9 protein-coding genes and 3 pseudogenes are annotated in these 13,228 nt (G+C 72.6%); 6 read left to right on the top strand and 6 right to left on the bottom strand.

Translation table 11 applies throughout. The annotated features are described in order from the left end of the window. Nucleotides 1–29: 29 nt before the first annotated feature. Nucleotides 30–1,172 (bottom strand): acyl-CoA dehydrogenase family protein, encoded by a 1,143-nt coding sequence (locus QC029_RS03550; protein ID WP_279553848.1) that lies wholly within the window; start codon nucleotides 1,170–1,172, stop codon nucleotides 30–32. Continuing rightward, nucleotides 1,169–2,320 (bottom strand): CaiB/BaiF CoA-transferase family protein, encoded by a 1,152-nt coding sequence (locus QC029_RS03555; RefSeq protein ID WP_279553849.1) that lies wholly within the window; start codon nucleotides 2,318–2,320, stop codon nucleotides 1,169–1,171. The genes QC029_RS03550 and QC029_RS03555 overlap by 4 nt, the downstream gene beginning before the upstream one ends. A 504-nt stretch (nucleotides 2,321–2,824) precedes the next feature. On the opposite strand from QC029_RS03555, the gene QC029_RS03560 reads away from it, so the two are divergent. Continuing rightward, a complete protein-coding gene (locus QC029_RS03560; RefSeq protein ID WP_279553850.1) occupies nucleotides 2,825–7,528 on the top strand; it encodes a glycosyl hydrolase family 18 protein in 4,704 nt (1,567 codons plus the stop codon). A gap of 147 nt (nucleotides 7,529–7,675) precedes the next feature. Continuing rightward, a pseudogene (locus QC029_RS03565) lies at nucleotides 7,676–7,906 on the top strand (IS1380 family transposase); the annotation flags it as partial. A 332-nt stretch (nucleotides 7,907–8,238) separates the two neighbouring features. On the opposite strand, the pseudogene QC029_RS03570 reads toward QC029_RS03565, so the two are convergent. Continuing rightward, nucleotides 8,239–8,448: pseudogene (locus tag QC029_RS03570) on the bottom strand (RHS repeat-associated core domain-containing protein); the annotation flags it as partial. Between the two features lie 77 nt (nucleotides 8,449–8,525). Between QC029_RS03570 and QC029_RS03575 the strand changes: the two are divergent. Beyond that, a pseudogene (locus QC029_RS03575) lies at nucleotides 8,526–8,861 on the top strand (Scr1 family TA system antitoxin-like transcriptional regulator); the annotation flags it as partial. Next, nucleotides 8,858–9,043 carry a DUF397 domain-containing protein gene (locus QC029_RS03580; protein ID WP_279553851.1) on the top strand — a complete coding sequence of 62 codons (186 nt, stop codon included), beginning with the start codon at nucleotides 8,858–8,860 and terminating at the stop codon, nucleotides 9,041–9,043. The pseudogene QC029_RS03575 and the gene QC029_RS03580, both read left to right, overlap by 4 nt. Before the next feature lie 82 nt (nucleotides 9,044–9,125). On the opposite strand, the gene QC029_RS03585 is transcribed toward QC029_RS03580, so the two are convergent. After that, on the bottom strand, nucleotides 9,126–9,527 hold the full coding sequence (locus tag QC029_RS03585) for an MmcQ/YjbR family DNA-binding protein (RefSeq protein ID WP_279553852.1): 402 nt from the start codon (nucleotides 9,525–9,527) through the stop codon (nucleotides 9,126–9,128). 71 nt (nucleotides 9,528–9,598) lie between these two features. Here QC029_RS03585 and QC029_RS03590 point away from each other — a divergent pair, with 71 nt between their 5' ends. Continuing rightward, nucleotides 9,599–10,807 carry a saccharopine dehydrogenase NADP-binding domain-containing protein gene (locus tag QC029_RS03590; RefSeq protein ID WP_279553853.1) on the top strand — a complete coding sequence of 403 codons (1,209 nt, stop codon included), beginning with the start codon at nucleotides 9,599–9,601 and terminating at the stop codon, nucleotides 10,805–10,807. A 30-nt stretch (nucleotides 10,808–10,837) separates the two neighbouring features. Here QC029_RS03590 and mmpA read toward each other — a convergent pair whose 3' ends face one another. After that, nucleotides 10,838–10,993 (bottom strand): morphogenic membrane protein MmpA, encoded by a 156-nt coding sequence (mmpA, locus tag QC029_RS03595; RefSeq protein ID WP_279553854.1) that lies wholly within the window; start codon nucleotides 10,991–10,993, stop codon nucleotides 10,838–10,840. Nucleotides 10,994–11,140: 147 nt separating this feature from the next. Between mmpA and QC029_RS03600 the strand changes: the two genes are divergently transcribed. After that, on the top strand, nucleotides 11,141–12,529 hold the full coding sequence (locus QC029_RS03600) for a CoA transferase (RefSeq protein WP_279553855.1): 1,389 nt from the start codon (nucleotides 11,141–11,143) through the stop codon (nucleotides 12,527–12,529). Between the two features lie 12 nt (nucleotides 12,530–12,541). Here QC029_RS03600 and QC029_RS03605 read toward each other — a convergent pair whose 3' ends face one another. Beyond that, nucleotides 12,542–13,207, bottom strand: a complete 666-nt coding sequence (locus QC029_RS03605; RefSeq protein ID WP_279553856.1) for a DUF1707 domain-containing protein — start codon at nucleotides 13,205–13,207, stop codon at nucleotides 12,542–12,544. Nucleotides 13,208–13,228: the final 21 nt, after the last annotated feature.

Below are 13,228 nucleotides of genomic sequence, written 5' to 3' on the forward strand. Positions count from 1 at the left end.
AGGCGGGTCCGGGGACGGGTCGGGGCGGGTCAGGGAAGCAGCGAGCGGCCGATGATCTCCTTCATGATCTCGGTCGTGCCGCCGTAGATGGTCTGGATGCGCCCGTCGGTGAACGCCCTGGCGACGGGGTACTCGGTCATGTAGCCGTATCCGCCGTGGAGTTGGAGGCAGCGGTCGGCGACGCGCTTGTGCAGCTCGGTGGACCACCACTTGGCCATCGAGGCGTGGACGGCGTCCAGCTCGCCGCGGACGTGGTCCTCGACGCAGCGGTCGACGAAGGCCCGGGTGACGGCGCACTCGGTGGCCATCTCCGCCACCTCGAAGCGTACGTGCTGGAGCCGGGCGAGGGGGCGGCCGAACGCCTCGCGCCCGCCGACGTACTCGCGGGTGATCTCCAGCAGGTGCTCGGCCCCCGCGGCGGCGGCCACCGCGATGGCCAGCCGCTCCTGGGCGAGCTGCGTCATCAGGTGGGCGAACGCCCCGTTCAGCTCGCCCAGCAGGTTCTCCTTCGGGACGCGCACGTCGTGGAAGAACAGCTCGGCGGTGTCCTGGGACTTCTGGCCGATCTTGTCGAGGTTGCGGCCGCGCTCGAAGCCCTCCGCGCCGCGCTCGACGACCAGCAGGCTCAGCCCCCTGGCACCGCCCTCGGGGTCCGTCCTCGCGACGACGATCACCAGGTCGGCCAGGATGCCGTTGGAGATGAAGGTCTTGGAGCCGTTGAGCACCCAGTGGTCGCCGCGGTCCTCGGCCGTCGTGCGGATGGCCTGGAGGTCGGAGCCCGCGCCGGGCTCGGTCATGGCGATGGCTGTGACGATCTCGCCGGAGCAGAAGCCGGGCAGCCAGCGCCTCTTCTGCTCCTCGGTGGCCAGCGAGGTCAGGTACGGGCCGATGACGTCGTTGTGCAGGCCGATCGCCAGGCCGGGCGCGCCCGCCCTGGCGAACTCCTCGGCCAGCACGGTGCCGTAGCGGAAGTCGTCCGCCCCGCCGCCCCCGTACTCCTCGGGCACGGCCACCCCCAGCAGGCCCTGCCGCCCGGCGGCGCGCCACACGTCGCGGTCGACGACGCCCTCGCGCTCCCAGCGCTCGTAGTGCGGCAGCACCTCCCGCTCCAGGAAGGCGCGGACCGTCCGCCGGAAGGCCTCGTGGTCCTCGGTGAAGATCCTTCGCTTCATCGTGAGCCCTCCTGTCGTGGGCCGGGCGCGGGGGCGGGCAGGTCCCAGTCGCGGGCCACCTCGGCGGCGTCCGCGCCGGGGGTGGCGGGCGGGCGGCGCAGCGCGCCGGGGGTGGCGGAGAAGCGGGGGGCGGGGGCGGGCTGGACGACGCCCCCGTACTCGGTGTAGGTGCCCCGGGCGGCCAGCTGGGGGTGGGCCGGGGCCTCGCGCAGGGAGAGCACGGGGGCGACGCAGGCGTCGGTGCCCTCGAAGACCGCCGTCCACTCGTCGCGCGTACGGGTGCGGAAGCGGGCGGCGACGGCCTCGCGCAGCCCGTCCCAGCGGGCGGGGTCGTCACGGCCGGAGGCGGTCTCGCCGTCCAGGCCGAGCAGCCGGGCGAACGCGTCGTAGAACGGCTTCTCCAGCGCTCCGACCGCCATCCAGCCGCCGTCGGAGGTCTCGTAGACGCCGTAGAAGGGGCAGCCGCCGTCCAGCAGGTTGGCGCCCCTGCGGTCCTGCCAGGCGCCGGCGGCCAGCATGCCGTGGATCATCGCGGTGAGGTGGCTGGTGCCGTCCACGACGGCCGCGTCCACGACCTGTCCGCCGCCCCCGGCGCGGGCGTGGTGGAGGGCGGCGAGGATCCCGACGACGAGGTACAGGGAGCCCCCGGCGTAGTCGCCGAGGAGGTTGGCGGGGATCGCGGGCGGGCCGCCGGCCGGACCGATCATGCCCAGCGCGCCGGTGACGGCGGTGTAGCCGACGTCGTGCCCGGCGCTCGCCGCCAGGGGGCCGTCCTGGCCCCAGCCGGTCATCCGCCCGTAGACCAGCTTCGGGTTGCGGGCCAGGCACTCCCGCGGGCCGACGCCGAGGCGTTCGGCGACGCCGGGCCGGTAGCCCTCGATCAGTACGTCGGCGCGCTCGGCGAGGTCCAGGACGGCGGCGGGCCCGTTCCCGGCCTTGAGGTCGACCACCACCGAGCGCTTGTTGCGGCCGGTGACGTCCAGGGCGGGGTCGATGCCCAGCGCCTGCCCGCCGGGCCGGTCGACGCGTACGACGTCGGCGCCGAGGTCGCCCAGGAGCATCGCGGCGAACGGGCCGGGGCCGATGCCCGCCAGCTCCACCACCCGCACCCCGGCGAGCGGGCCGGGGCCTGCGCCTGCCGCTGCCATCCGGCCTCCAACCGTCCGGGCCGCCCCGTCGCGACCGTATGACACCAATGATGTAACACCGGCGATGCTAAGAACACGTTCCACTTTCCACAACCCCTCGCGGGACGCGGGTGTGCCGCCCCGGCGGCCGGGCCACCGGCACCGCGGGGCCCCCGTGCACGGGCAGGGGCCGGGGCACCGCACCGTCGCGCGAGCAGCAGTGCGGCAGGTCGGGGAAAGCCGCAGACGGAACCGGGGTGGACACGGGAGCGGCGGCGAAACGCCCGATCTCGATGGGTGCGGTCGGCGCGGCGGCGACGGCCGTGGCCGTCTTCGCCGTCCTCCCGCCGGCCGCCCGGTCGAGCTGGGGGTCTCCGTCCACAGCGCCTGCCGGGCCACGGTCACCGGACCGTGCCGGGGAAAGCTCGCCGAGACCACGCCGCAAACGCTTACAGTTGGGAAGCTATCTGGCTTCCAACGATTCGGTTGTTCCGGGTCTGTTGGACGTGAGACCCTGGAGGGTTCTTGTTCCGCCGATTAATCGCCGCAGCGGTGGTGATGGCCGGGCTGGCAGTGTCGCTTGTCGTTCCGGCCGCCGCCGCCGATTTCCCCGCGGCCACCACGCCCCTGGTCACCTGGAACATGCAGGGGGCCAACAACGAGGCACAGAACGGCAGCAAGTGGACCAACACGGTCCAGCGGCTGGCGTTGCAGGTGCCGATCCTGATGCTTCAGGAGGTCGGCCCGCACCCGCCCCTGAACAGCGTCGAACAGCCCAGCCAGACCTTCACCACGACCGACAGCCAGGGCGCCACGCATCAGTTCACCGTGCTGCACTACACCTGGACCGTCGGCAGCGGTTACCGCAATGCCATCCCGACCCGTGAGGTCTACTTCCTGCAGTCCACCGACGACGCGACCAACCCGCGCCGGATCGGCGGCCGGGTCAACATCGCGCTCGTCCTGCCCGAGGCGCCCGATGAGCTGATCGTCGTCGGCAACCCGAACGACGCCGGCCGGAACGCACTCGGTGCGCGGTTCGGCAACGAGTGGTACTTCACCATGCACGGCCTGTCCGGCGGCGGCGGTGACTCCGGGCCGATGCTGAACGCCATCGACGACCGGATCGAGGCCCTCGGGAACCAGCGCGGCGTCACCTACCACGCGACGGTCGGCGGCGACTTCAACGTCGACCCGCAGGACCTCGAGGACCGGCCGAGCTTCCCGCCGACCATGCGGATCCACAACTCGGGTCAGGCGACCCACCAGGGCGGTGGTGAGCTGGACTACTTCGTCACCACCCACTTCGACCACACACCGGCGGTCACGGTCCGGTCCGGGGGCGGCTCCGACCACTGGCCGGTCCAGTCCGGCCAGTTCAACGCGGCCGGCCCCAGCCCGTCGGTCGACGAGCTCCGGGTGATGCCGACCGGTGACGGGATCACGGCCGGAGTGCACAGCACCGACGACGGTGGCTTCCGGGACTACCTGAACAGCATTCTGAAGGGCTTGACCACCGTTGCGGTGGTCGGTGGCACGGTGGTCGGTACCATCTTCAGTCGCACGGATTTCGTCGGTGAGTTGAAGAACGGCGAGCGCGGCGACCCCGACCACATGGGGTTCGACGGCAAGGGCATCGACGACATCAGGGCCGAGTCGATTCCCGCGCTGCGGACGCACCGGCCGAACATGATGACCATGATCGCGGGCACCGCCGACCTGGCCGGCGGCGCCGACGGTACGGCGACGGCCGGGAAGATGCAGAACTTCCTGGACGCGATCCACCGGGCCTCCCCGACGACCACGGTCCTGCTCGGGACCCTGCCGCCGTCGACGAACCCGACGTACCAGGCCCGGATCGACGCCTACAACAGCGCGCTCCGCACGATGGCCCACGCCAAGATCAAGGGCGGCGCACGGCTGGTGCTGGTCGAGCTGGGCGCGGTCACCCCGCAGGACATCGTCCACGAGATCTACCCGAACGACGTCGGCCACCGGAAGATCGCCCACGCCTTCGCCGAAGGCGCTCAGATCGCGGTCCTGCAGCGCATGATCAGCGTCCGCTCGTACGTCTGGGAGCCGATCGGCAAGATCAGAGATGCTGTCGCGGCCGGCTCGAAGGCCGATTTCGCCGACCTGAACGGCGACGGCAGGGCCGACTACGTGGTGGTCGGTACGGACGGCAAGGTCACCGGCTGGCGCAACGACGACCCGCGCGAGCCGGGGGTCTCGCTGGGCGACATCAGCCCGGCCGACCGGGGGAACAACCCGGAGCTGGTCCACTTCGCCGACCTGGACGGTGACGGCAAGGACGACTACATCCGGATCCTGCCGGCGGCCGACTCGCCGACCGGCATCCCCGCGATGCGGATGTCGCGGAACACCAGCAGCGGGGGCGAAGTCAGCTGGGGCAGCGCGACGATCGTCGCGAATAACCTCAGCTACGGGCCGGAGCTGTACTTCACCGACCTCGACGGTGACGGCCGCGACGACCTGATCACACTGGACCGGATGAGCTTCCCGACCGCCTGGCGGAACAAGGGCAGGGGAATGCCGACTCCGGGCGGCTGGGACAAGATCGAGGGTTTCGCCACTCCGGGCGAGGCGCGCGGCGCGCAGGTCGCCTTCGCCGACATCACCGGTGACGGCAGGGCCGACACGGTCCGGGTCGAGCACGCCACCGGTGAGGTGCGGGCCTGGGAGAACACCGGCGCTCCGTGGGGCGTCACCGCGGGCTGGGAGTCGCTGGGCGTGGTCCGCTCCGACGATCCGTTCCAGGGCACCTCCGGGACCTTCGCCGACCTGAACGGCGACGGGATCGAGGACTTCGCCATGACCCGCTCCGCGTGGACGGGAAGCTCGTCGGCGAAGAACGCCGCCAGGACGGCCGCGGCGACCGACGCTGTTGACGGCGACGTCGAGGGCTGGCTGGTCCCGAGCTACGGCGACGGCAGCCGCACCCCCGGCGGCGCCGGTGATCTCGGTGTCAACGGTGGTGTCGGCGACCCGATGGAATCCCACCCCGGTGGCGACGACGGCGGTCCGCGGCCGAACGCCTCCGGCGACTGCCGCCCGGAGGGTCTGGCGGCCACGCCGGGCGTGGCGACGCCGTACTGCAAGGTCTACCAGAGCGACGGCCGGGAATGGCTCGGCCAGGGCCGGGAGCGCCGGGTCGTGGGCTACTTCAACGGTGGCCGCACGGGCGCCGACGGCACACCGCACTACCTGGTGAAGAACATCCCGTGGTCGAAGGTGACCCACCTCAACTACGCGTTCGCGACGGTGGAGAACAACCGGATCACGGTCGACTCGAACGCCACCCAGAAGGAGTGGCCCGGCGAGGTCGGCGCCGAGATGGACCCCTCGCTGCCCTACAAGGGGCACTTCAACCTGCTGACGAAGTACAAACGCCTGCACCCGCGGGTGAAGACGCTGATCTCGGTCGGTGGCTGGGCCGGTTCCACCGGCTTCTACGCGATGACCACCAACGCCGACGGCTCGGTCAACCAGAGCGGGATCGACACGTTCTCGAGCTCGGTCGTGGACTTCCTGCGGACCTACGGGTTCGACGGTGTCGACATCGACTTCGAGTACCCCACGGTCCTCGAGGACACCGGCAATCCGGCCGACTGGGCGGTGGCGAACCCGCGTCGCAAGGGTCTGCCCACGACGTACGCCGCGTTGATGAGGACGCTGCGGGACTCGCTGAACCGGGCTTCGGTCGCGGACGACAAGTACTACCTGCTCACCTCGGCGTCGTCGGCCTCCGGCTACCTGGCCCGCGGGATGGCGAACCAGACCGCCCTGGATTACCAGGACTTCACCAACCTGATGGCCTACGACTACCACGGCACCTGGAACGACGTCGTGGGTCCGAACGCGGCGCTGTTCGACGACGGCAAGGACCCGGAACTGGCCGATCAGTACGCCACTCCGGAGTACGGGAAGATCGGGTACTTCAACACCAGTTGGGCGATGACGTACATGCGTGGCGCGATGCAGGCCGGGCGCGTCAACATCGGTGTGCCCTACTACACGCGCGGCTGGCAGAACGTCACCGGCGGTACGAACGGCCTGTGGGGCACATCGCAGAAGCCGAGCGGCTGCGAGCCGGGCACGGGCATCAGGCGGCCGTGTGGTGACGGTGCCTTCGGCATCGACAACATCTGGCACGACGAGACCAACAACGGCAGCGAGCTCGGCTCCGGGACGAACCCGCTGTGGCACGCCAAGAACCTGGAGAGGAACATCACGCCGGTCTACGCACGCAGCGTCGGGCTGACGCCGGAGACCGACATCACCGACCGGCGCACGGGCCAGTACACCCGGCACTGGGACGACGTCACGAAGACGTCGTGGCTGTGGAACGCCGAGAAGAAGGTGTTCCTGTCGACCGAGGACGAGCAGGGCATCGACGCGGTCGTCGATCTGGTCAAGTCGACCGGTGCGGGCGGCGTGATGATGTGGGAGCTCGGCGGCGACTACTCCTGCCCGGCGGACGTCCAGCCGGACACCCCGTGCGGGATGGGGTACACGCTGACCACCCGGCTGAACGAGAAGCTGGGCAACATCGGCGCCTATGACAACGACCCGCGCACCGGCAGCGTTGGTGTCGCGCCGACGGTGACCGCCGACCTGAGCGTCGAGATGGTCGACTACCCGACCGCCGCGGCGAACCTGTGGCCGTTGCAGCCGACCGTCCGGATCACCAACAACACCGGGCGCACGCTCGGCGGCGGCAAGGACACGAAGCTGTCGTTCGACATTCCGGCCTCGACGTCACCGCTGGTCAAGGACGCCAACTGGCAGACCGGTGACCAAGGCGGCCAGTGGAAGCTGACGCCCGGTACGACGTTCCACCGGGTCAGCACGACTCTGGACTACTGCCAGATCATCCCGGCCGGGAAGTCGCTCGACTTGCCGATCATCTACTTCCTCCCGATCACCGGTCCGGTGAACACGAGTCTGTCGATCGGCGGTACGGCGTACGCGCCGGTGACCGACAACCTCAAGGGACTCGGTACGGCGACCCCGCCGGCCGGCGGCTGCACCGCCGCGGACTGGGACGCGACCAAGATCTACTCCCCGGCCAGCCAGCCGATCGAGCAGACCACGGTCAAGTACAACGGCAAGGTCTGGAAGGCCAAGTGGGAGACGAGGGGCAGTGCCCCGGGCACCGGGGTCGACGCCGACCACGAGCCCTGGAAGCTGATCGGCAGCGCCGGCTGACCGTTCCCGGCCACCCGGCCTGACGCTCCACGTTCCGATCAAACAAACGGAGAGTGCTTCTGACCTGCAACGACGGGACTCGCCCAGGGTCCTGTCGGCTGCGTGGGAAGAAGCACTCTCCGGGTGAGGCGGCACTGGCGCCGTGGCGCCGTGGCGCCGTGGCGCAAGCCGCGGACGGTGCACGACCCGGGCAAGGTCCTGCTGGACATCGCGCTCGCGACGGCTCCGGGCGGGGACTGCCCGGCCGATGTCGCCATGCTGCGGGCCGAGCCCCCTGTGTTCGGCCGGGTGGCGTCCGGCCCGACGGTCTCCCCCCTCGTCGACGTCCTTGCCGCAGCAGGGCCGGAGGCGATCACCGCGATTCGCACGGCACGATCCGAATGCGCCGGCGGGTCCGGGAGTGGGCCGGTGCGGACGGTCCGGCCGCCGAGAGCAGCTCCGAGGACGGCGTTCTCGGCATCCTTCTCATCACCGCCGGCGATCACAGCGCCGAGAACCGCACCGGCGCCTCCCCATAAAGCTCCCGTCACAGCTCCTTCAGCCACACATCCAATGCCTGCTGTACCAGCGCAGGCAGCCCCGACAACAGCGGCAGTGCCAAGGCCGGCCACAGCACCTCCTATCGCACTTCCCCCATCTGGCCGGCTGAACAGCCCGGTGCGATCGGTGCAGTTGACGGGGTCACCGCTGGCGTGGAGGTAGGGGTTGGCCTCCTGGCCCGAGGGGTCGGGCCGGGTGAAGCGGGCCAGGTGGGGGTCGTAGTAGCGCGCCCCCATCTCGTACGGCCCCGTCGGGTCGAGGTAGGCGCCGGCGAAGCGGTAGGGCTGGGGCACCGCCTCGGTCGGGGTGAAGCGGGGCAGGCCGGTGGGCCCGTAGTCGTCGGTGTGGGTGCGCTGGCCGCTCGCGTCGACCAGCCCCATCACCGAGCCGAGCGCGTCGGTGAGGTAGTGGTGGCTCTTCCCCCGGTGGTCATGGAGTTGAGGGTGCCCGCCGGTTCCTGGAGGAGCACCTGCTCCTGCGTCAAACGGGCGGCCCGGAGGTGACGCGCGAGCTGATCGGCCACGTGCTGGAGGTCGCGGAGCTGCGGAACGTGGAGGTGCAGGTCATGCCGCTGGTGCGGGAGGACCATGCGGACCTGCACGGTCCCGTGCGACTTCTGGGAACCCCGGACAACAGGCGGTTCGGCCACTGCGAGGGCCAGGAGAGCGGCCAGTTCGTCTCCGACCCGAAGACCGTCAGCATTCTCCGGACGCGGTATGCCGGGATGCGTTCGCAGGCTCTCTCACTCGACGACTCCCTGGGCCTGTCGCAGCGGATGCGAGGAGCAGCATGAGCAGCACGGAACTGTCCTGGTTCAAGAGCAGCCACAGCAGCGGCTCCGGTGATGACTGCGTCGAGGTCGCCTCCTGCCCCGGCACCGTCCATGTGCGCGACTCCAAGGACAAGGACGGCCCGCGGCTCGCCGTCGCCCCGGAGGCGTGGAGCGACTTCCTCGCCCACGCCGCCCGGAGCTGACCGCTCACGCGGCCGAACGCCCCGCACCGGAACGCCTCCGGTGCGGGGCGTTTCGCCTGGGACGGGAGACGGCGGCGGGCCGTCAGTCGGCGTCGAGTTGGGCCACCAGCCGCTTGGGCGCGATGGTGCGGTAGCTCTCCTCGACCCAGTCGCACAGCAGCTCCGCGTCCGGCGCGCCCGGCTCGCCCAGCGGAATGGTCACCCAGCCCGCCCGGCCGAGCCCGTAGCCGGTGGGTACGGCGCCGGGGGCGGACATCGCGTGGGCGTGGGCCGCGGGGTCGGTGAGCTTGACGGTGACGGTGGGCGGGGAGTCCTCCTGCCCGGCGACGAGGTGGCCGAGGAACAGGAAGACGAAGATCTTCCGGTTGACCTTGACCACGGACTCCCCCCACGGAAAGTCCTCGTACGCGCCGGGCAGCTCCAGGGCGAACTCCCGCACCCGCTCCCGCCGCGCGTCGCCGCGTCTCTTCGCACGCTCGTCCATGCCCCCACCGTAGGGTCGGGCACCGACAGAGGATTCCGTCCGCTTCCCCCTCTCACCCCAAGGAGGCAGGAGTGTCCCCGAACGAGCGCGAGCACGGCCGCGAGCGCGAGCACGACCTGGTGCTGTTCGGCGCGACCGGTTTCACCGGCGGGCTGACGGCCGAGTACCTGGCGGCCCACGCCCCCGACGGGTGCCGCTGGGCGCTGGCCGGGCGCAACCGCGACAAGCTGCTGCGGCTGCGCGAGCGGCTGGCGGAGACCAACGCGGCCTGCGCCGACCTGCCGCTGCTGCACGCCGACGTCACCGACCCCGGCTCGCTGCGCGCGGTGGCCGGGAGCACCCGGGTGGTCGCCACCACCGTCGGCCCGTACGTCGAGCACGGCGAGCCGCTGGTGGCGGCGTGCGCCGAGGCCGGGACGGACTACGCGGACCTGACCGGCGAGCCGGAGTTCGTCGACATGACCTACCTGCGCCACCACGACCGGGCCCGCCGCACCGGGGCGCGGCTGGTGCACGCCTGCGGCTTCGACTCGGTGCCGCACGACCTGGGCGTGCTGTACACCGTCGAGCGGCTGCCCGAGGGGGTGCCGCTGCGGATCGACGGGTACGTCCGCGCGCGGGGCGCCTTCTCCGGGGGGACGTTCGCCTCCGCGCTGACCGCCTTCTCCCGCGGCCGGCAGACGCAGGCCGCGGCGCGGGAGCGGCGGCGCGTCGAACCCCGTCCGGCCGGGCGCCGGATCAGCGCCCCGCTGGACCGGCCGCGCCGCAGCGGCAAGGCGGGGGCGTGGGCGGTGCCGCTGCCCACGATCGATCCGCGGATCGTGGCCCGGTCGGCCGCCGCGCTGGAGCGCTACGGCCCCGACTTCCGCTACCGCCACTACGCCGCCGTGCGCCGGCTGCCCGTGGCCGTGGGCGGCATCGCGGGGGTGGGGGCGCTCTTCGCCGCCGCCCAGCTTCCGGCGGCGCGCCGGGCGCTGTCGGCGCGGCTGGCGCCGGGTGACGGGCCGAGCCCGCGGAAGCGCGCGAAGAGCTGGTTCACGGTCCGCTTCTTCGGGGAGGGCGGCGGGCGCCGGGTGGTGACGGAGGTGTCCGGGGGCGACCCGGGATACGACGAGACGGCGAAGATGCTGGCGGAGTCGGCGCTCTGCCTGGCACTGGACGACCTTCCCAGGACGTCGGGCCAGGTCACCACGGCGGTGGCGATGGGGGACGCGCTGATCGGCCGCCTGGTGCGGGCCGGGATGGGCTTCCGGGTCGTCTCCTCCTCGGAACGCCGCTGAGCGTTCCGGGCGGGGGCGGTTGGCGGCCGGTCAGCCGCCCGTCACCCAGGAGGCTATGACGCAGAGCATGGCTATGACCCAGCCCAGGGCGAGCGCGCCCGCCAGGGCGAAGGCCACGGCGGGACCGCGTCCGAGGTCGGAGGCCAGGGTGGGGGCCAGTTCGCCGGTTCCGTGCGTGTTCTCCATGATCCGCTCCATGCCCTCAGGGTGCCGTTCTCGGCGGCGTCCAAACATCCGTACGCGTACTCAGACGCGTTGGCGATCAAGCTAGTAGGGGGTACTGACAACGGGATTCCCGGGCGGACGGCCGGGACGGCAGGGCACCATGCGTGCATGGAGCAACGGTCTTCGGCCCGGCTGTGGGCCGCACTGGGCGGCGATCCCGGTCTGCCCGGGCACGTACGGTTCGTTCCCCGCGTCCCCTCCGGCGGGGCGGGCGGTGTGCTGCCCGCGCGGCTGCCGGTGCGGGAGCTGGCGCGCTCCACGGTGGCGGTGTGCGCGCTGGCGGCGGCCGAGTTCGCGGCCCGCCGCGCGGGGACGGCCGTGCCGGAGGTGCGGGTGGACGACGGGGCGGTGGCCACGGCCTTCGTCAGCGAGCGCCACCTGCGGGTCGACGGGCGCGCGCCGACCACGTTCGCGCCGCTGTCCCGGTTCTGGCGCACCGACGGCGGATGGCTGCGCACCCACGCCAACTACCCCCACCACCGCGCCCGGCTGCTGTCCGCCCTGGGCCTCCCCGACGGCGGAGCGACGGTGGAGGCGGTCGCCGCCGAACTCGCCCGCCGCCGCGCCGAGGACGTCGAGGAGCTGGTGTACGCGGCGGGCGGCCTGGCCGTCGCCGTCCGCTCCCCGCGGCAGTGGTCGGCCCACCCCCAGGGCGTGGCCGTGGCCCGGCTTCCGCTGGTGGGGATGGAGCCGCTGGACGGCGCACCCGCCCCGCCGATGCCGTCCTCGGGCCCGCGCGTGCTGGACCTCACCCGCGTCATCGCCGGTCCCGTGGCCACCCGCACGCTCGCCCTGCTGGGCGCCGACGTGCTGCGGATCGACTCGCCGCACCTGCCCGAGAGCGCGGACGCCCACGCCGACACCGGGTTCGGCAAGCGGTCGGCACTGCTGGACCTCGCCTCCCGCTCCGGCCGCGCCTCCTTCGAGGAACTGCTGGCGAAGGCCCATGTGGTGGTCACCGGCTACCGCCCCGGCGCGCTGGCCCGCTTCGGACTGTCGGCCGGGGAACTGGCCGAGCGGCGGCCGGGCCTGGTGGTGGCGGAGCTGAGCGCCTGGGGCGGTCCCGGGGCCGGGCCGTGGGGCGGCAGGCGGGGGTTCGACAGCCTGGTGCAGGCGGCGAGCGGCATCGCCGTGACCGAGGGCGGGGCGGACGGCCGGCCGGGAGTGCTGCCCGCCCAGGCCCTGGACCACGGCACGGGCTACCTGCTGGCCGCCGCGGTGCTGCGCTCGCTCACCGACCAGCGGGGCGGCGGGGGGTCGCGGCACGTACGCCTGGCGCTGGCGCGGACCGCGCACTGGCTGCTGCACGAGCTGGAGGAGTCCGGGGAACCGGAGGAGACGCGGAAGCCCTACGACCCGGCCGACTGGCTCGCCGAGACCGACGGCCCGCTGGGGCGCCTGCGCCACGCCGTCTCCCCGGTGGCGTACGGCGGCGGCCCGCAGGGGTGGGCCCGGCCGCCGGGGCGGCCGGGAGCGGACGGGCCCGGCTGGGTGTGAGGGCGGGGCGGGTCAGTCGTCCTCGCCGCCCGGCCGCCCGCCGTGGCCGTGACCGTGACCGCGCTCGCGTTCCAGCCGCTTGCGCTCCGTGCGCTGCCGCTTGCGTTCCACCCCGACGCCGCCCCAGAAGGCGAAGCCGCTGACCACCACCCGGGGCGCGCCGGGCTCGCCCCGGCCCGCGGCCCGGTGGTCGAAGCCGCCCATGACGCCGATGCCGCGCACGTCGACCTCGGCCTCGTCCGGAACGACCACGTGGATGCCGCCCATGATCGCGAAGCAGCGGATCTCCACCTCGCGGTCCTCGAAGTACGCCTCGCGCAGGTCGATCTCCCCGCCGCCCCAGAAGGCGAAGCCGGTGAAGCGGCGGGGAGCGGTCCACGTCCCCTTGCGCACGAAGCCGCCCATGACCGCCACTCCGCTGCGGGAGGTGGCGCTGCCGCCGAAGCGGCCGGCCCAGCCGCGGCGGCCCTCCGCGGGCTCGGCCGCCGCGGCGGCCTGGGGCAGGTCCCTGACCAGCGGCGCCAACTCGCCCTGGGTGCGGGCGGCGTAGGCGGAGTCCAGCCGCTCCTGGAACTCCTCCATGTCGAGGCGCCCCTCGGCCATCGCCTCGCGCAGCACCTCGGCCACGCGCTCCCGGTCGGCGTCGGAGGCCCTCATCTCGGGCAGATCTTCGGTCATGGCGGCAGGCTACCGGCCGGG

Origin of the sequence: Streptomyces sp. DH37 (assembly GCF_029813835.1) — a bacterium.
GTDB lineage: Bacteria > Actinomycetota > Actinomycetes > Streptomycetales > Streptomycetaceae > Streptomyces.